Here is an 18,568-nt window from a genome sequence, read left to right on the forward strand (position 1 = left end):
GTCAGTGCTTTCCGCTGCCGGACTCGTCGTCGCTGGAGTCCTCGTCGTTGGACTCGTAGCCGCCGTCGGAGTCGGCAAGACGTTCCTGCTGCGCGATCAGCTCGGTCACGTCGGCATGAACGGCTTTGACGCTGTCGAGACTCTCCAGCAGCGCGGATTCCACCGCCTCTATCGCCAACCCGAACGAGTCGATCGTTTCGGTGAGCGTCAGCGTCGTCTTCTCGTCGTCGGGCTCGGTCTTCTTGTAGAAGTCGTCCGGATCGTCGGGGTCGCCGTTCCAGCCCTTGTACCTCTCATGGTCGGCCAGGTACTGCCCCTTCAGCACCCTGGCTCGTTCCCCCAGACCGTGCAGGCCGTTGAGCGCTCCCCGAATCTTGCCCAGGTCCAAGTCATACGTGTCGTCACTCATCGCCGTCCTCCGGAAACATCCGGGTCCTCGTGGATCTCGTCGCGCAACCGGTCCCCGGACGACCTGCCGCCACCCGCTCGCCGGCCGCCCTCGAACGCCGACCCGAAGAGCCGGTCCCAGTCGACGTCGATGTCCCGGGACCCCGGGACATCGGGGTTCGCCGCCATCAGCGGGCGGAAGGTGTCCATCACCCGCTGGGCAACCTGCTGACGCCCCCGCTGGGCCGCCTCCAGCACCGAGGCGGCCAGTTGCGGTCCGGTCATGCTCAGGTACTTGTTGTCCAGGAACGTCAGCCCGCTCAGCTCTCCCTGCGGGCCGATGGTGACCTCGACCGCACGGTCCCGCGAACGGGCCGTCACGTTGGTGCCCTCGAGGTCCTGCTCAGCGCGGGCGATGGCGGCCCTCGTGGCTTCGAGGTGGGCCCTGGCCTGATGAATGCGCTCTGCGTACGGCTCGTTCAACGGGTGCTCCTCGGGCTGGTCGAGCTGGTCTGGCTGGTCGGGCCGGCTGCACGGTGTCCCGGAACGACGGCGCGGCGGGGGCTCATCGGCCGATCACGGCCGGCGAGCCGCCTTCGTCGCTGCCCCAGACGTCCTCGTCCTCCGGCACCCACGCGTCGCGCTCGCGGTCGTCGGTCTGGGTCGCCACCTGGCCGGGTGACCCGGCTCCGCCCGCTCCGCCCATCGGCGGCAGGAACGGGGTGCCTCCGCTGGTGATCACGTTCTCGCGCTCGTCGAGGGGCCCGCCACCGGGGCGGCCGGGCCTGGGGGTCGCCCGGCGGTTACTGACCACGTCGTCGCTGTCGATCACGTTGCGGACCCGCTCGGAGGGGCCGCCCTCGCCACCGCCGGCGCCGCCACCGCGTCCGGGCATCGTTCCGGGGTTGAGCGGCATGCCGCCGCCCGGTGCCCCGGACTGGTTCTGGTTGCCGGCGTTGGCCGCCGCCTGGTTGTTGCCGTTGCCGTTCTGGTCACCGGGCGACTGATACGGGTCCTTGTCCCACAGCTCCTCCTCGTACGAGGACGGGTCGTACAGCGAATTGGAGTTGCCGCCTCCACTGCCCCCGATGTTGCCGAAGTTGGATCCGGGGGACTGTTGCTGGAAGTCCGGGAGTGAGTTGCCGCTTCCGTTCAGGTGCCCCGTGACCGACTTGCCGTCCGGGTCGGTGATCGAGGTGCCGCCGGTGTCCGGATCGACCGTGGTCTTGCTGCCGTCCGGGTACTCCGTGACGACCTGTCCCTGCGGATCAATGTGCGACCTGCTGCCGTCGGGGTTGTTGAGGACGTTATCGACGTTGAGCGGCCCGGAACGCGTGTGGCCGTCCGGGTCGGTGATGCTGGAGGTCTGGTTGTCCGGATCGATCGTGGTGATGTGACCGTCCGGGTACTCCGTGACCACCCGGCCGTGAGAGTCAATGTGCGACTCGCTCCCACCGGGGTTGTGCAGTGAGTCATCGCCGTTCACCGGCCCCGTGATCAGGTCGTGTGACATCGGCGGCAAGTTATCGCCGTTCAGAGCGCCGCCAATTTGGTTGAGCGCCTGCTCCTGCTGTTTCTGGTACTGCTCTTGCTGCTGCTGGTACTGCTCCTGCTGGTATTGCTGTTGTTGTTGTTGCTGCTGGAACTGCTTGTCCTGGTACTCCCGCTGCCGCTGCTGGTACTCCTCGTCCCTCTTCTGCTGCTCTTCCTGTTGCTGCTCCTGCCGCTGTTGCTGCTCCTCCTGGTACTGCTGTTGCTCCTTCTGGTACTGCTCCTGCTTCTTCTCCTGCTCCGCCTGCTTGGCCTCGGCCTCGTTCTCCTTCTGCCCCTGCTCCTTCTGGAGCTGCTCCCGCTCCTCCTTCTGCTCCTTCTGGAGCTGCTCCCGCTCCTTCTCCTGCTCCTTCTGAAGCTGCTCCTGTTTGGCCTCCTGCTCCTTCTGAAGCTGCTCGCGCTCCTTCTCCTGCTCCTTCTGAAGCTGCTCCTGCTCCTTCTCCTTCTGCCCCTGCTCCTTCTGAAGCTGCTCCTGCTTGGCCTCCTGCTCCTTCTGAAGCTGCTCCCGCTCCTTCTCCTGCTCCTTCTGAAGCTGCTCCTGCTTGGCCTCCTGCTCCTTCTGAAGCTGCTCCTGCTCCTGCTTCTGCTCCTTCTGAAGCTCCTCCTGCCTGGCCTCCTGCTCGGCCTGCTTCTGCTCCTGCTCCTTCTCCTTCTGCTCCTGCTTGGCCTCCTGCTCCGCCTGCTTCTGCTCAGCCTCCTTCTCGGCCTCGGCCTGCTTCTGCTCCTGCTCCGCCTCCTTCTGCTCCTGCTTGGCCTCCTGCTCCGCCTGCTTCTGCTCAGCCTCCTTCTCGGCCTCCGCCTGCTTCTGCTCCTGCTCCGCCTCCTTCTGCTCCTGCTCCTTCTTCGCCCGCTCCTGCTCGGCCTTCTGCTGAGTCACCTGGCTGATCTGGAACTGCTGCTGCTGTTGCTGGTACTCCTCCTGCTTCTTCTGCTGCTCCTCCTGCTTGGCCTCGGCCTCTTTCTCCTTCTGTTCCTGCTCCTTCTCCGCCTCGGCCTGCTTCTGCTCCTGCTCCTGCTCCTGCTGCTCCTGCTTGGCCTCCTGCTCCTTCTGGTCGGCCTCGGCCTCCTTCTTCGCCTGCTGCTGCTCCTGCTCGGCCTCCTTCTCCTTCTGCTCCTGCTTGGCCTCCTGCTCCGCCTGCTTCTGCTCAGCTTCCTTCTCGGCCTCGGCCTGCTTCTGCTCCTGCTCCTTCTCCTTCTGCTCCTGCTTGGCCTCCTGCTCCGCCTGCTTCTGTTCCTGCTCCTTCTCCTTCGCCGCAGCCTTGGCTTCGGCTTCCTTCTCCTTCTGTTCCTGCTCCTTCTCCTTCTGCTCCTGCTTGGCCTCCTGCTCCTGCATGTACTTGTCCTGCTTGGCCTCGGCTTCCTTCTCCTTCCGCTCCTGCTCAGCCTCGGCCTCGGCCTGCTTCTCTTCCCACTCCTTCTCCTTACGGGCAGCCTCTTCCTTAGCCTCCTTCTCCTTCTCCTCCTGCTCCTTCCGGTACTTCTCCTCCTTCTCCTCCCACTCCTTCTCCTTCTTCTCCTGATCCTTCTCCTTCTGCTCCGCCTCCTTCTTCTCCTTGTCGGCCACGTCCTCCTCGTACTCCTTGGACAGGCTGTCCCCGCTCGATGTCTTGATCGTGCCAAGATCGAATACCGAGGGGCTCCACGCGTCGTGCACCGTCCGCAGCGCGAAGTCGGCGTTGTCGACCAGGTTTTCCTCGACGGATTTCTTCCACCGCTCGATCGCCGCCTGACCGACCGCCTTCCAGGTCTCCAGACTGTTCAGCGGGCCGTAGTTGTGGCCCTTTTCGTCGACGGCATCCTGGCGGAACTTACCGGTGGCGTGATAGGTGGTTTCCGTTTCGCCACGGGCACGGGTATGCACTTTGTAGGTGATTTTCGTGATGTTGTGGTCCCACACGTGGTCGGTGATCTTCGACAGCAGGTCGGAGAGGAAGCTCAGCGGGTTACCATCTTTCGCTTCCCACGTGGCCCAGTCCTGCTGGAGTCCCCGGGCCGCGTTCTTGAACACGTCACCTGCGATCCGGATGGCGTCGCCCGGTACGGAAAACAGCGCACCGTTGCGCAGGTCGTCGGCGTAGTCCTCGTACCGCTTGTTCAGCATGTGGATGAGATGCCAGAAGACGCCGGCTGCCGTGCCCTTCCACGCCTCGTTCTCCTGCATCCCGACCCGCTTGTGCCATTCCTCCAGTTCCGCCTGGCGGTTGACGTAGAACCGGGCGACGCGGTCGAAGGCGCCGGCCGCCCTGTCGAACGACGCGAGATCGACGACCCGTTCGGGGGGCACGGATATTCCGTTCCACTCGAAGCCAGTCGTACCACCGTCGTTGTCGAGCAAAGCCTCAAGGGCCCGGCCCGTTCCGTAGGCGTACTGCGTGTGCGGGCCGGTGTCCCACTCCGTCCCGTTGTCCGACTTCTTGAAGTCGTTGTCGTACCTGGCCTTGTTCTTGCCCCCCTCGTACACACCGCCGGTCGGCCTGTCTTCCATGTTGTGGTTGCCCAGGAGCGTGAACCGCGCCTTGTAATAGGTGACTTCGTCTCCCGACGCTTCTTCGCCGGACTCCTCCTCGTCCCCCGTCTTGTAGAAGGGGATCACGAAATCTGTGTTGTTTATGTTGCGACCCGCGTTATCGACGCGCCATTGAAGGTCATCCACATCGACGTAGGTGACGCTTTTCTGCTTGGTGAGTTGCACCTTCATCAGCGGGATTTCGTCGTTGCCGAACCACTCCTCAAACAACGTGTCGATCTTTGGCGCTTCGTAACCGGTGAAATAGTAGATCGCCTGCTGCCAACGATCACTTTCCTTGGAAAACGGCACGGCGGCGCCTCCATCGGGCGGGGGAACGAAGGGGGGTGTGGGGTACTGCGGCACTCAGCCGGGACGACTACCGCTCACTTGTTGTCATGATTCTTCACCATCAGTTTTCATCGTTCTCGCCATCGCCCCCGCCGGAGCCCGACCCCCCGGAAGTCAGGTCGTCCTCCACGTCTTCGAGGCCGTCGAGGAACTTCTCGCCATCGATCTTGGCCAGGTTGCCATCCTGCGTCTTCAGCAACGTATGGACGGTTTCCCGCAGGTTTTCCTCGATGTCGTCGAACAGCGTCTGCTGTTCCTCAATCATCCCCACGATCTGGTCGATGAGAGCCACCAGGGTCTTGTGCAGGTGCGCCCCGTTGGTCAGCTCCTCCCCATCACCGGTCATGGCGCCGATCGTGAGGGGCAGCTGCGTCCCCGAAGGGATGGGGGGATCCGCGAAATCATGCGGATTCTCCTTCTTCAGGCTGCCCAGCGCGGGAATATCACCCCTATCCTTGAGGATGTGTTTCAGCTCCACCTGGAAGTTGTGCACATCGACGTTGATGAAGTTCTCCATCCACTTCTTGTTCAGCTGAATCTGTTCGGCCATCTCACTGCCCCTTCTCGCCGGTCGCTGCTCTCCGTGGATGTCCTATGCCGAAACGGGCGACCGCCCACGTGTCTCAAACGCGCAGACGGTCGCCCGTACCGCACCGTGCCTCAGCGGCCGATCTTCACGCTTTCCCAGCCCTGCGTGAGGTTGCGCTGGTTGGTCCGGTAGTTGTCGCCGATCTCGTTGAGCAGCGTCGCATGGCTCGCGAGAAGTGACTTCATCTTCTCGACGGCCTCGTGCCATTTCTGCTGCTTTTTGACGTAGACCTCCTGGTCGTCACCCTCCCAACTGCTGATGAGCTTCTGCATGTCCTCTTCGTACTGGGCGAGGGCCTTTTCTATCTGCTGAGTCTGCAGACGCATGTCCTCAGCCGCGTTGTCGGTATGCGTGAACTGGACGTAGATCTGCCCGTCGGAGAAGTCAGTTGACACAGCACGTGCCTCATTTCGCTTCGGGGGGTTGGGGAAATGCGGGACGGGTCCGGGTGTCCGTCACCCGGGGTTTCACTCAGCCGTGCAACGCGTCGAAAATCGACTGCGACTGCGAGTACTGCTGGTCAACGGCGTCGTTCTGCGAACCCTGCGTCAGGTTGTTCTGCCGGAGCGTCTCGTTCAGCTGGTCGATGACGTCGCTGAGGTTCTTCGAGATGACCTCGGCCTGGTCGTCCCACTGCCGCAGCAGGTCCTGGTACTTCTGACCGTCACTGCCTCCGTAGGCGTTGCCCACGTTGATCTTCGTGTTCTCGACGTCCTGGCGGCTGAGCTGGATGTTGCTGAACGTCTGTTCCGTGGCGGAGATTCCGTTGCGGGTTGCGCTCTCTTCTGACCTCGTCAGTCCTGACATGCGATGCCCCTTCGGCTGTTATCCGCCACCAGGCAGGGTGCGCTGGCGGCCTGTCATTTCTCTGTTCCACACCGCGGCGCCGAGGATTTACTGCGCCCCTCGCTCGCCGCCTCTGGGGTCAGATCCGGGCCCGTTGGCAGCATGGCCAGCAGTGAGGACGGAAGGGCCTGCGCCTCGCCCTCGCTGTATCCCAGCGCCTTCAGGGAATCGGCCGCGGGCAGCCGGTATTTCATTCCGGTGTCCGTCACCAGGTACAGCGTGTTGCCGACCTCGCCGCCGCCCGCGCCCAGCACATGCACCAGTGCGCCTCCGCCCGGCCGCACCGTGATCCGGTTGACCGTCACACACGCCGGGACCAGCCCCTCCGGCGGGGCCTGCGTGGTCGGGCCGAGATCCACGTCGCGGATCAGGGCCACGCTCACCCGCGTACCGTCGCTCCCGGACTCCACTCCGACGCACGGTGTCCGTCCGGCGCCGAGGTCCACCGGCTCCGGCGGGGTCGCCGGCTGCCGCTTCCCCGTCTCCACCTCCGTCGTGTCCGGGGCCAGATGGCCGCTCAGCACGTCGGCGCCCAGGCTCGCGGGCGACACCGCCCCTCCCGCGTACGCCTGCTTCCGGGTGTCCGGATCGCCGAGGACCAGCGCCGCACCGGTGGCGGTCAGCGGGGCAAGCCCCTCCTTGCGCAACAGGTAGTAGCGGGCGGTGCCACCCGGCGCGGCGACCTTGAAGACCTGGCCGACCCGGGTCTTGAGTCCGCCCAATGCCGGCCCCTGCCCGCCCCGGCCCGGCACGTCGGCCGGGGCCAGGTCCGGGCCCGTGGGCAGGGAGTTGAGGAACGCGGCCGAGACCGGCACCGGCTTGGTGGAGCCGTAGCCCAGCGCCTCGGCGGCGTTGGCCTTCTGGTCGAGCCGCAGCCTGCGGCCCTGCCACACCAGGTAGTCGTCGTTGTCGGGCCCGCTCACCAGCAGCCCCTGCCCCGACTTCAGCCCCGCGCCGTCGGCCTTGGCGCCCACGGCCACCGTGGTGCCGGTCGCTCCGCTGGTGTTGCCGGAGCACACCTGCCACGGGTCACCGGTCAGGTTGCCGTTGCCCGGCGGCTCGTCGGGGGCGCCGCTGATGCCGACCGGCGAGCCGTGCGGGGTGCCGCGCAGCGACTTGCTCCCAATGGTCATGACCTTCATCTGGTCACCCGCGAGCAGCCGCGCCGAGGTGTGGTTGCGCACCGGGCGCAGCCGTCCGCCCAGGTACAGGTAGCGGGTACCGGTCTCCTTGTTGATGACCAGCGTGCCCGGGTCCCGCCAGGAACTCTTCGTGCCGGGGCTGAGCAGGCCGAAGACGAACGATCCGGCGCAGAGCAGGATCCCGATGAGGACGCTGATGGTCACGGCCCGGTTGGTCCTGCCCTGCGGGCTCTCCGGGGCGTCGGGATCCGCGCGCAGCATGGCGGATGTCAGCCGCCCCATGACGAACATGTGCGCCTGGACCTGATCCCGCTTCGTCTGCATCGGTCACTCCCTTCCGTCTCGGTCCGTCTCGCTCACGCCATCAGCCCGCGCAGTGCGCTGTAGACGCCGAGCGCCCACAGGACCAGGGGCAGCAGGCTGAGCGCCATCAGGTAGTGCAGGATCTCGGCCGCCCGTCCCCAGTACGGGACGAGGCGTCGCCCCGGTACCGTCCAGGAGACGATGGCGATGACCGCCGTGAGGCCGAGCAGTGCGGCGGCCACCAGCGGTCGGCGGTCCGGTGCGTACGACTCCGCGCCGACGAGGATCAGCAGGAGCAGCCCGCCCACGCCGGGGAGGGTCAGCGAGAGCCGCTGCCAGGTGTTGCCCAGACCCCGCGCGTGCAGCATCAGCAGCAGCGACAGCACCACCACCGTGAGCACGGAGGGGAGGTTGGCGTACCAGGCGAGCACCGCGAGGCAGGCGGCGCAGGTGGCGCCGACCGCCCCGTACAGCGAACTCATCCAGCCGTCCGCGAGCGCGGTGCGGCCGATGACCGCCGCGGTCGGGTGCGGTTCGATGCCCTCCTGGAGTTGCTGGGCGTTGGTCGGCAGCGGTGGCACTTTCAGCCCCGACATCCGGAAGGACAGCGAGGGGACGAACGCGCCGAGCACCACCGCCGCCAGGGCGATGATCCCGGCGACATGGTGCGGCGCCAGGTCCGCGGTGATCATGAGGGTCCCGGTGATCGCGCCGAACGCCGCGACCACGCCGGTGCCGAGGAAGAGCGCGGCGTACGCGGCCACTGCGGCGAGCACGACGATCGCGCCGCCCGCGCCCGCCACGCAGGACGCCAACAGCCGCGAGCCCACAACCTCGTTGGCGTGTGCGCCGGTGAGGTCGCCGCCGGGCAGCAGCCACCCGGCGAACGCCAGGTAGGGCGCGGCCATGAAGCCGAGCGTGGCGCCCGCTCCGGCGTCGCCGACCGCGCGGCTCGCCGACCCGGCGCCCGCGATCAGCAACAGTCCGGCCACGGCGGCGCACAGGGCGCGCACCCCCACCGAGCCGCCGGGCAGGGCGAGCACCACGAGCCCGCCGGTGAGCGCGGTCACCGCGAGGCCGAGCAGCAGCCGCCGGCTCGCCTCGGGGGTCCAACCGTAGGGGCGGGACTGCATGGTGTCGGAGATGCCGGCCACGAGGTCGTCGAGGTGGGCATCGGGCAGCGCCTCGGTGCGCGGCCGGAGGTAGAGCGTTTCGCCGTCGCGCAGATCGTAGGAGTCGAGGGTGCGCTCCTCGTCCATCGGCCCGGCGCCGAGGCGTTGCAGCACCCAGCCGCCGTGGTCGATGCCGGTCTCGTCGAGGTCCTCGCCGCCGTAGCCGAGGACGGCGGGCAGCAAGTCGGCCACGGGCACATCGGAGGGCACCGCCAGGTCGACGCTCTTGGCGGGCGCGCGGACGGTCAGCCGGCACAGGTCGGCAACCTGGGTGTCAGTCATCTGGCCGACTCACGCTCCTCCGGGGTATTCCGCCGAAAGAAATCGTGTCGCGAAATGACAGAATGACACAGAAACTCCGGCCGGAAGCTGTCTCGGTGGCGAAACGGGTTGGACCTGTATTTCGGTAGGACATGGCTCCGTCCGCACACCTGGGTAATGCACTTACCTTTCGGCAAAGTACACACGTTCCATGGCGTGCACAAGTAAAGAGACCAAAGGACAGCGTGTCACTAAATGACAGAATGTCACTGGAGTTCATTGACGCAATGGAACTGAAACTCCAGGCGTAAGCTCTCGCGGTGGCGGAAAAGGCTGGGCCTGCATTTCAATAGGGCATGGTTTTCATCCGCACACCGCCCGTAAGGAGACCGTTCGTTGAGTGTGGTCCTGTTCCGCAGGCCGGCCCGCCGCCGCGGCCCGGACATGCCCGAGGGCGAGCTGAACCTCCAGGAGCCGCCCACGCTGCCCGAGGTGGTGCCCGACAGCTCCGCCGTGTGGACGTATCTGCCCATGGCGCTGATGTCGGTGTCGATGATGCTGATGTTCATGCGGCCGGGCATGAGCCGGGCGTCCGGAAGCCACTTCATGTACCTGGCCGTCGGCATGATGGTGCTGGCGTCCGCCGCCATGATGCTCGGCCAGATGATGCGCAAGATCAGTGAGCGCAAGCAGCGCCTGAAGGGCGAGCGCCGCGACTACCTGCGCTATCTCACGCAGATCCGGCGCAAGGTGCGCACCGCGGTAGCCGACCAGAAGAAGGCGCTGGCCTGGCGCCACCCGGAGCCCGCGGCCCTGTGGGCGCTGGTGGGCACCACCCGGCTGTGGGAACGCCGCCCGCAGGACGAGGACTTCGGCGAGGTCCGGGTGGCCGTCGGCGAGCAGAAGCTCGGCCTGCGGCTGACGCCGAAGGCCACCACGCCGGTGGAGGACCTGGAGCCGCTGGCCGCGCACGCCCTGCGCAGCTTCATCCGGGCGTACTCCACCGTGCCCGACCAGCCCATCGCCATCTACCTGCGGGCCTGGGCGCGGGTGCTGTTCCGCGGCGACGAGGAGCGGATACGTTCCGTCGCCCGTGCCGTGATCGCCCAGTTGGTGACCTTCCACGCGCCCGACGACATATGGGTGGCGCTGTGTGTGTCCGACGAGCGGCGGGCGGACTGGGAATGGGTGAAGTGGCTGCCGCACAACCTCCACCCCCAGGAGAGCGACGGCGCGGGCCCGGCCCGCATGTGCGTCTCGGCCTTCAACGAGCTGGAGGACCTGCTCGGCGCCGAGTTCCTGGAGCGGCCGGCCTTCGACCCGGACGCGGCGGCCGGGCGCGAGGAGCCGTTCACCGTGATCGTGGTGGACGGCGGGAGCGTCCCCGGCGGGCACCGGCTGGACGGGCCGGGCTTCCGCAACGCCGTCGTGCTGGATCTGAGCGGCGCGCTGACCTGGCGGCCCGGCCGGGTAACGCTCCGCTTCGAGGTGTCCGGGCAGGACTTCACGCTGGTCCGTACCGACCGGGAGCGCAAGGAGCAGCCCACGCGACTCGGCCGCCCCGACCGGTTCGGGCCGAGAGGCGCCACCGCGCTGGCCAAGCGGATCGCCCCGTACCGGATGGGCATGGGCAGCGAGGTCGCCGAACCGCTGGCGACGAACGTGGAGTTGACCACCCTGCTGGGGATCGGCGACCTGCGCCGGCACGACCCGGCCACGCTGTGGCAGCGCAACACCGGCTCCGCCCGGCTGCGGGTGCCGATCGCGGTGTGCGCCGACGGCACCCCGCTGGAGCTGGACATCAAGGAGTCCGCCCAGGGCGGCACGGGGCCGCACGGCATGCTGATCGGCGCCACCGGCTCCGGCAAGAGCGAGCTGCTGCGCACCTTGGTGCTGGCGCTCGCGCTGACCAACTCCTCCGAAACGCTCAATTTCGTCCTGGTCGACTTCAAGGGCGGCGCCACCTTCCTCGGCCTGGACGAGCTGCCGCACACCTCGGCGGTGATCACCAACCTGGCGGGCGAGGCGGCGCTGGTCTCCCGGATGCAGGACGCCGTGCACGGCGAGCTGATGCGGCGGCAGGAGCTGCTGCGGGCGGCGGGCAACTACACCTCCGCGCTGGACTACGAGAAGGCGCGGGCGTCCGGCACCCCGCTGACGCCGCTGCCCAGCCTGTTCATCGTCGTTGACGAGTTCAGCGAACTGCTCGCGGCGCACCGCGAGTTCATGGACCTGTTCGTGATGATCGGGCGGCTCGGGCGGAGCCTGGGCGTGCATCTGCTGCTCGCCTCGCAGCGGCTCGACGAGGGCCGGATGCACCAGCTGGAGAGCCATCTGTCGTACCGCATCGGGCTGCGCACCTTCTCCGCCATGGAGAGCCGCGGCGTGCTCGGCGTGCCCGACGCCTACCAGCTGCCGCCGCGGCCCGGCAGCGGCTATCTGAAGTCCGGTGTGGAGGCGCTGACCCGGTTCCGCGCGGCGTATGTCTCCGGCCCGTACCAGGAGCGGCGGGCCGGCGCGAACCAGGCCCGGGTGGCCAGTCAGACCATGCCGTGGACCTCCGGTTACGTGGTGCCGCGCCAGTTGCCCGATGTGCCCGAGCCAAAGCCCGAAGAGGAGGCGGAGCTCGAGGAGACGGGCGACACGCTGCTGTCCGTCGCGGTGGAGCGGCTGCTCACCGCGGGGCCGCCCGCCCACCAGGTGTGGCTGCCGCCGCTGGACCTGCCCGCGACCCTCGACCAGGTGCTGCCCCCGCTCACCCCCGACCCCGACCTGGGGCTGACCACCGTCGGCTGGCCGGGGCGGGGGCGGCTGACCGTCCCGATCGGCATCGTGGACAAGCCCTTCGAGCAGCTGCGGGACCTGCTGACGATCGACCTGTCGGGCGTCGGCGGGCACGTGGCCATCGCGGGCGGCCCGCAGAGCGGCAAGTCCACCCTGGTGCGCACCATCCTCACCGCGCTCGCGCTCACCCACTCCCCGCGCGAGGTGTCGTTCTTCTGCCTGGACTTCGGCGGCGGCGCGCTGGCGGGCCTGGCGGAGCTGCCGCACACGGCCGGGGTGGCGGCGCGGCTGGACACCGAGCGGGTGGGCCGGACGATCGCGGAGGTCAACTCGCTGCTGGCCGCGCGCGAGCGGTACTTCCTCGACCACGGCATCGACTCCATGGCCACCTTCCGGCGCCGCCGGGCCGCCGGGGAGTTCGCGGACCAGCCCTACGGGGACGTGTTCCTGGTCATCGACGGCTGGTCGACGGTGCGGCAGGACTTCGACCAGCACATGCAGACGTTCAACTCGATGGCCGCCCGCGGCCTCAACTACGGCATCCACCTGATCGTCACCACCGCCCGCTGGGTGGAGCTGTCCGCGGGCGTGCGCGACCAGGCCGGCACCCATCTGGAGCTGCGGATGGGCGACTCGATGGACTCCGAGATCAACAGCCGCCGCGCGGCCACCGTGCCGCGGCTGCCCGGCCGCGGTCTGACCCGGGACGGCATGCTGCACTACCTCTCCGCGCTGCCCCGCATCGACGGCGTGGAGAGCGCGGAGGACCTCGCGGACGGGGTCGCCGGCCTGGTCGCGGCGGTCAAGGAGAGCTGGCCGGGGCCGCGGACCCCGCAGGTGCGGATGTTGCCGACCAGGCTGCCGGTCTCCCAGCTCCCGCCGCCCGAGGGCGATCTGCGGATGCCGATCGGTTTGGAAGAGAACGAACTGTCCACGGTCTGGCACGACTTCAGCGAGACCCCGCACATGGTCGTCGTCGGCGACACCGAGAGCGGCAAGACCAACATGCTGCGGCTGACGGCCAAAGCGATCATGGAACGGTACTCCCCCGCCGAGGCGCGGATCATGGTCGTGGACTACCGCCGCACCCTGGTGGAGGCCATCCCCGACGAGTACCGCCTCGGCCATGCGGTCTCCATCGACGCGCTGCGCGACATGATCGGCGGGGCGGCCCCGGCGGTCAAGGAGCGGGTGCCGGGCCCGGACATCACACCGGCCCGGATGAAGCTGTGCGACTGGTGGACGGGCCCGCGGCTGTTCATCCTGGTCGACGACTACGACATGGTGGGCGGCGACTCGATGAACGCGCCGTTCGACCCGCTGCTGGCGCACCTCGCGCTCGGCTACGAGGTCGGGCTGCACCTGGTCGTGGCCCGCGCCGCGGCGGGCGCCTCGCGCGGCCTCAACGACCGCCTGCTGCGGCGGATGCTGGAGGTCAACACCCCCAGTCTGCTGCTGTCCTGCCCGCCGGCGGAGGGATATCTCTTCGGCAGTATCAAGGGCCGGGTGCTGGCGCCGGGGCGGGCCACGCGTATCGCCCGTCACAAGACGACGCGGGTGCAGACGGCGCTCGTGGACGACGGGCCGGCGCAATGACGCGCCGGCGCGGGAAAACGGCCCGGTCCCCCCGGGGATATTCACCTTCCCGCAAGGTCGCGGACACCCGCCCGGAATATAAGGGCGGGGCGGCTGCCCGAATTACCCCGGAGGCTGACCGATTTCCTTTGCGGGACTGCCCGGAAAAGAGTCGGCGACGAGTCGGCGATTACCGGAAAGAGCGCGGTGGGCCGTCCATGCGGGCGAGGTGGTTGCCCATATCGGCGAAGCGGCTGCCCGCATGGGGGGTGAGTTGCCACCCGAAACGGGCTGGAATTCCGGCGGAACGGGCAGAGGGCCCGCACGGCCCCGTCGGGCCGTGCGGGCAGCGGTCCTCAGGAAGCCCCGGTCCCCGCGGGCTCCGTGGGCGTCGTGGGCGCTATGGCCTCCGTGGGCTGCCGGTCCCGCGCGTCCCCCGGGCGCCAGCGCCGGGCCCGGCCGCGGGGGATCACCACGGCCCCGGCGGCCACCAGCAGCAGCAGGCCGCCGCCCGCGCCCGCGATGATCACGGCGCGATGGCGCGGCTCGGGCGAGGCGGCCGGGGGGACATGGGCAGCCGCCGGCTTCGGGGTGGCGCCCTGCTGGTCGGTGAGCAGCGAGCTCACCGACGCGTACGGGTCCACCCGTGGTGTGTCCGACGGATACGCGGCCACCGTGAGCTGCCGTGCGACCTCGGCCGCGGACATCTCCGGGTACCGGGCCCGTACCAGCGCCGCCGCGCCCGCGACGTGCGCCGCGGCGAGCGAGGAGCCCGAACCGATGTAGTGGCCCGAGCCCTTGGGTCCGACGCTGACCACCGCGTCACCCGGCGCCGCCAGGTCCGCGCCGTCCAGCGCGGGCGCGCTGTCGGGGCGCTTGCCGTCCGGGCCGTAGTCGATGACCGAGAGCACGCCGGGCGCGGACGCGGGCCAGTACCAAGGCGCGGGCTCGACCGTCTGGCCCGTGTTCCGGTCCCTGGGGAGGAAGTCCGGGCCGACCGGCGCCACCACCAGCGCGTCGCGCTCGGCCGCGTATGCCGCGGCCTTGGTCAGCTCGGCCTTCCCCGTCGCCAGCACCCGCCCGACGTAGATGACGTCGGCGCCCTTGTCGACCGCGGTGCGGATGCCCGCCGCGAGGGTCGCGGCGGTGGTCTCGCCGCGCGGCTGCGTCCCGCGCACCGCCAGGATCCGCGCCCCGGGCGCGACCCCCGCCACGCCGACGCCCTTGACGGGTGCCGCCGCGATCAGGCCCGCGGCGAAGCTGCCGTGGCCCACGCAGTCCTCGCCCGCGTCGCCGACCGCGGTGACCCGGCCGGACAGCGCCGGGATGTCCGTACCGACGCCGGAGTCGACCACGGCCACGGTCACCCCGGCGCCCTGGGACAGCTCCCAGGCCCGGCCGAGCCCGAGCGTGGACCGGGACCAGGTCGCGTCCTCGGCCTTCCTGGTGGACGCCTTCGCACACGGGACGTCCGACGCCAACACGGCGACGACGGGGGGCAGTTCCACCGAGCCCGAGCCCGGGTCCGCGGCGGCGGGGGTGGCCGCGGTGGCGAGCGGAGCGGTGGCCAGCGCGGCGGCGGCGACCACCCGCGCCACCGGATGACGATGAGAGAGAGCACGTCGCATGGCGCGCATGTTACGCGGCCCAGGGAGGAACCACCGCAAGGTGGTCGATTTACCCATATAAAGTTCTTCAACTCGATAGTTCCGTTTACCTGGATGGCTCGTTCTGTCTGGCCGGGAAGTCGGCCCAGGCACCACAACAAGGAGGTCCCTGCGTGTCACGGCAGTTGCTCACGGTCGGCCCGGACCAGACGGAGAACTTCCGGACGATCGGCGAGGCCCTGGCGAAGGCGCGCACGGGAGCGGTCATCCGCGTCAAGCCCGGCCGCTACCGCGAGAACCTCACGGTCAGGACCCGGCTCACCATCGTCGCCGACGGCGACCGCGGCAGCGTGGAGATCTGCCCGCCGCGCGGCACCGCCGTGGTGCTCGTCGCGGACGCCGTGATGCTCACCGACCTGACGCTGCGCGGCGGCAGCGAGGACCTGCCGGTGGTGGACGCGCCGCGCGGCCAGGTCGCCATGGACGGCTGCACCGTCGTCGGCTCCGGCTGGACGGCGCTCCTCGCCCGCGAGAACGGCTCGCTGGCCATGCGCGGCTGCCGGATCTCCAACCCCGAGGGCGCGGGCGTCGTGGACACCGCCCCCACCGGGAGCATCATCGACGACTGTCTGATCGAGCACCTGGGCACCTCCGCCGTCGTCCTCAGCGAGCAGGCCCGCACCACCGTGCGCGGCTGCCGGATGCGCGACGCCAAGGGCAACGGCCTGCTCGCCAACGGCGAGGCGCAGGGCCGGGTCGAGGACTGCGACATCTCCGGCACCGAGAAGCCCGCCATCGCCCTGGAGGGCCGGTGCGCCACGCACGTGGCGCGCACTCACGTGCACGACACCTCCGTCGGCGTCTACGTCACCAGCGCCGCCCGGCCGGTGCTGGAAGAGGTCACCGTCAGCGACACCACAGGACCCGGCATCGTGCTCGCCCAGGGCGCCGACCCGGAGCTGCTGCGCTGCGGCACCGCGCGCACCAAGGGCAACGGCCTTGCGGTCACCGAGCGTTCCCGGGGCACGTTCCAGGACTGCGCGTTCGACGCCGCGGCCTCGTCCGCCATCCGCGTCGTCGGCTCCAGCGCCCCGCTGCTCTCCGACACCACCGTGCGCGACTGTGCCGACGCGACGGCGGCCGTCCTGCTGTCCGAGGACGCCTCGGCCGAGTTCGACCGTCTGGAGGTGGTGGACGCGGCCGGCGTCGCCGTCTCCATACGCACCGGGGCCAACCCCCTGCTGCGCAACGCCCGTCTCCTCGCGCCCGGCGGCCACGGCGTGGAGGTCGTCGAGGACGGCCGCGGGCGCCTGGAGGACTGTACGGTCGCGCACTCCGCGGGCGCGGGCATCCGGGTCGCGGTCGGCGGCGCCCCCGAGATCACCGGCACCGTGCTGCGCTCGACCGCCCAGGCCGCCGTCTGGGTCGGCACGGGAGGCCGCGCCACCGTACGGGACTGCCAGATCCACGCGAGCACCGCCGCGGGGCTCCATGTGGAGAGCGGCGCCGAACTCTCCGCCGGCCACACCCAGGTGGCCGAGGCCGGGGCACACGGCGTGCTCGTCGCCAACGGCGGCCGGGCCACGCTCGACACCTGCCAGATCAGCGGCAGCGTCGGCGACGGCATCCGCGTCGACAGCTCCGAGCAGGTCACCCTCACCGACTGCGCCGTGCGCGACAACCGCGGCGCGGGCCTGAAGCAGACCCGCGCGACCGAGCGCCTCACCGTCCAGGGCCTGAACAGCAGCGGGAACGCCACTCCCGACGCCTGGGGCGAGACCGCCGGGGACCTGGCCCAGGAGGGCAAGGCCGCCGCCGGCCCCGGCGAGAAGAAGCCCGAAGGCCCGCTGGCAGAGCTGGAGTCGCTGATCGGCCTCGCCGACGTCAAGCACCAGGTGCGCACCCTGGTCAACCTCAACCAGCTCGCGCAGCGCCGGGCCAGCCTCGGCATGCCCGTCCCGCCGATGAGCCGCCACCTCGTTTTCTCCGGCCCGCCCGGCACCGGCAAGACCACCGTGGCCCGGCTCTACGGCGGCATCCTCGCCGAACTCGGCGTGCTGCGCTCCGGGCATCTGGTGGAGGTCTCCCGCGCCGATCTGGTCGCCCAGGTCATCGGCGGTACGGCCATCAAGACCACCGACGCGTTCAACGAGGCGCTCGGCGGTGTGCTGTTCATCGACGAGGCCTACACGCTGCTGTCCGACGGCAAGGGCTCCGGCGCCGACTTCGGCAAGGAGGCCATCGACACGCTGCTGAAGCTGATGGAGGACCACCGCGACGAGGTCGTCGTCATCGCCGCCGGATACACCGACGAGATGGGCTCGTTCCTCGCCTCCAACCCGGGCATGGCCTCCCGCTTCACCCGCACCATCGACTTCGCCAACTACTCGGTGGAGGAACTGGTGACCATCACCGAGAGCATGTGCGCGGCGCACCGCTACGAGCTGGCCCCGAGCACCCTGGACGCTCTCGCCCGGCACTACGAGCGGATGCCGCGCGACGCCACGTTCGGCAACGGCCGCGCGGCCCGCCAGGTCTTCGAGGAGATGGTCGACCGGCAGGCGTTCCGGCTCGGCTCCATGGCCAACCCCGCCGAGGCCGACCTCTCGCTGCTGCTGCCCGAGGACATCGCGGACAAGTCGGCGGCCGGGGCGGGAGCGGACGGCGGCCGCAGCTCCGAGGAACTGCTCGCCGACCTCGACGCCATGATCGGCCTGGAGGCCGTCAAGCGCGAGGTCACCGACCTGGTCAACCTGCTGTCGGCCACCAAACGGCGGCAGGCCGCGGGCCTTCCCACCCCGAAAATCAGCCACCACCTGGTCTTCTCCGGGCCGCCCGGCACCGGCAAGACCACCGTGGCCCGGCTCTACGCCGACCTGCTGCTCTCCCTGGGCGTGCTGGCCACCGGCCAGCTGGTGGAGGTGGCCCGCGCCGACCTGGTCGGCCGCTACGTGGGCCACACCGCGCAGCTCACCAAGGAGGTCTTCGAACGCGCCCTGGGCGGCGTGCTGTTCATCGACGAGGCGTACACCCTCACCCCCGAGGGCGCCGGCTCCGACTTCGGCCGCGAGGCCGTCGACACGCTGCTGAAGCTGATGGAGGACCACCGTGACGAGGTCGTCGTCATCGTCGCCGGCTACACCGAGGAGATGGCGCGCTTCCTCGCCTCCAACCCGGGCCTGGCCTCGCGCTTCTCCCGCTCGGTGAACTTCGAGCACTACTCCACGGACGAACTGGTCGAGATCATGAGCCGCCACGCCACGGCATCCGGCTACGACTGCGCACCCGAGACCGTCGAGGCGCTGCTCCAGTACGTGGCCGGACTGCCGCGCGACCGCTCGTTCGGCAACGCCCGTACGGCCCGCCAGATCCTGGAGGCGATGATGACGCGGCAGGCCCGGCGGATCGGCCCGATGGCCGCACCAGGCCTGGACGACCTGCGGCTGCTGCTGCCGGAAGACCTCCCGACGGACACACGGCAACCGGCGGGCTGA

11 protein-coding genes are annotated in these 18,568 nt (G+C 69.3%); 2 read left to right on the plus strand and 9 right to left on the minus strand.

Going from position 1 to position 18,568, the window contains the following annotated elements; genetic code table 11:
• Position 1: 1 nt before the first annotated feature.
• From ACZ4WQ_RS42580 to eccD, 8 genes are all read right to left on the minus strand, one after another.
• Positions 2-409 carry a hypothetical protein gene (locus ACZ4WQ_RS42580; RefSeq protein WP_398896151.1) on the minus strand — a complete coding sequence of 136 codons (408 nt, stop codon included), beginning with the start codon at positions 407-409 and terminating at the stop codon, positions 2-4.
• Positions 406-870, minus strand: coding sequence for a YbaB/EbfC family nucleoid-associated protein (locus tag ACZ4WQ_RS42585; protein WP_398896149.1), 465 nt, complete (start codon positions 868-870; stop codon positions 406-408). Before ACZ4WQ_RS42585 ends, ACZ4WQ_RS42580 begins: the two co-directional genes overlap by 4 nt.
• Before the next feature lie 82 nt (positions 871-952).
• A complete protein-coding gene (locus ACZ4WQ_RS42590; RefSeq protein ID WP_468022821.1) occupies positions 953-4,756 on the minus strand; it encodes an AAWKG family protein in 3,804 nt (1,267 codons plus the stop codon).
• Between the two features lie 100 nt (positions 4,757-4,856).
• Positions 4,857-5,345, minus strand: coding sequence for a type VII secretion system-associated protein (locus ACZ4WQ_RS42595; protein ID WP_361181833.1), 489 nt, complete (start codon positions 5,343-5,345; stop codon positions 4,857-4,859).
• Between the two features lie 110 nt (positions 5,346-5,455).
• The gene (locus tag ACZ4WQ_RS42600; RefSeq protein WP_385338687.1) at positions 5,456-5,779 is read right to left on the minus strand and encodes a WXG100 family type VII secretion target; all 324 of its coding nucleotides are present in this window, start codon (positions 5,777-5,779) and stop codon (positions 5,456-5,458) included.
• Positions 5,780-5,855: 76 nt separating this feature from the next.
• Positions 5,856-6,191, minus strand: a complete 336-nt coding sequence (locus ACZ4WQ_RS42605; protein ID WP_385338690.1) for a hypothetical protein — start codon at positions 6,189-6,191, stop codon at positions 5,856-5,858.
• 53 nt (positions 6,192-6,244) lie between these two features.
• Positions 6,245-7,696 carry a type VII secretion protein EccB gene (gene eccB / locus ACZ4WQ_RS42610; RefSeq protein WP_398372841.1) on the minus strand — a complete coding sequence of 484 codons (1,452 nt, stop codon included), beginning with the start codon at positions 7,694-7,696 and terminating at the stop codon, positions 6,245-6,247.
• Between the two features lie 32 nt (positions 7,697-7,728).
• The gene (gene eccD / locus ACZ4WQ_RS42615) at positions 7,729-9,129 is read right to left on the minus strand and encodes a type VII secretion integral membrane protein EccD (protein ID WP_385338696.1); all 1,401 of its coding nucleotides are present in this window, start codon (positions 9,127-9,129) and stop codon (positions 7,729-7,731) included.
• A 381-nt stretch (positions 9,130-9,510) separates the two neighbouring features.
• On the opposite strand from eccD, the gene eccCa reads away from it, so the two are divergent.
• Positions 9,511-13,488: a type VII secretion protein EccCa gene (gene eccCa / locus ACZ4WQ_RS42620; RefSeq protein WP_468022837.1), complete on the plus strand. Its 3,978-nt coding sequence runs from the start codon at positions 9,511-9,513 to the stop codon at positions 13,486-13,488.
• A gap of 335 nt (positions 13,489-13,823) precedes the next feature.
• Here the strand turns inward: eccCa and ACZ4WQ_RS42625 are convergent, their stop codons facing one another.
• Positions 13,824-15,095: a S8 family serine peptidase gene (locus ACZ4WQ_RS42625; protein WP_311721700.1), complete on the minus strand. Its 1,272-nt coding sequence runs from the start codon at positions 15,093-15,095 to the stop codon at positions 13,824-13,826.
• A 152-nt stretch (positions 15,096-15,247) separates the two neighbouring features.
• Between ACZ4WQ_RS42625 and ACZ4WQ_RS42630 the strand changes: the two genes are divergently transcribed.
• Positions 15,248-18,568 carry a right-handed parallel beta-helix repeat-containing protein gene (locus ACZ4WQ_RS42630; protein WP_468022822.1) on the plus strand — a complete coding sequence of 1,107 codons (3,321 nt, stop codon included), beginning with the start codon at positions 15,248-15,250 and terminating at the stop codon, positions 18,566-18,568.

The organism is Streptomyces sp. NPDC028305 (assembly GCF_055569495.1).

Excerpts from the sequence above, each read along its gene's own strand:
- ACZ4WQ_RS42580 (WP_398896151.1), bottom strand. The coding sequence starts at position 409 with ATGAGTGACGACACGTATGACTTGGACCTGGGCAAGATTCGGGGAGCG.
- ACZ4WQ_RS42605 (WP_385338690.1), bottom strand. The coding sequence starts at position 6,191 with ATGTCAGGACTGACGAGGTCAGAAGAGAGCGCAACCCGCAACGGAATC.
- eccB (WP_398372841.1), bottom strand. The coding sequence starts at position 7,696 with ATGCAGACGAAGCGGGATCAGGTCCAGGCGCACATGTTCGTCATGGGG.
- eccD (WP_385338696.1), bottom strand. The coding sequence starts at position 9,129 with ATGACTGACACCCAGGTTGCCGACCTGTGCCGGCTGACCGTCCGCGCG.
- ACZ4WQ_RS42595 (WP_361181833.1), bottom strand. The coding sequence starts at position 5,345 with ATGGCCGAACAGATTCAGCTGAACAAGAAGTGGATGGAGAACTTCATC.
- ACZ4WQ_RS42625 (WP_311721700.1), bottom strand. The coding sequence starts at position 15,095 with ATGCGACGTGCTCTCTCTCATCGTCATCCGGTGGCGCGGGTGGTCGCC.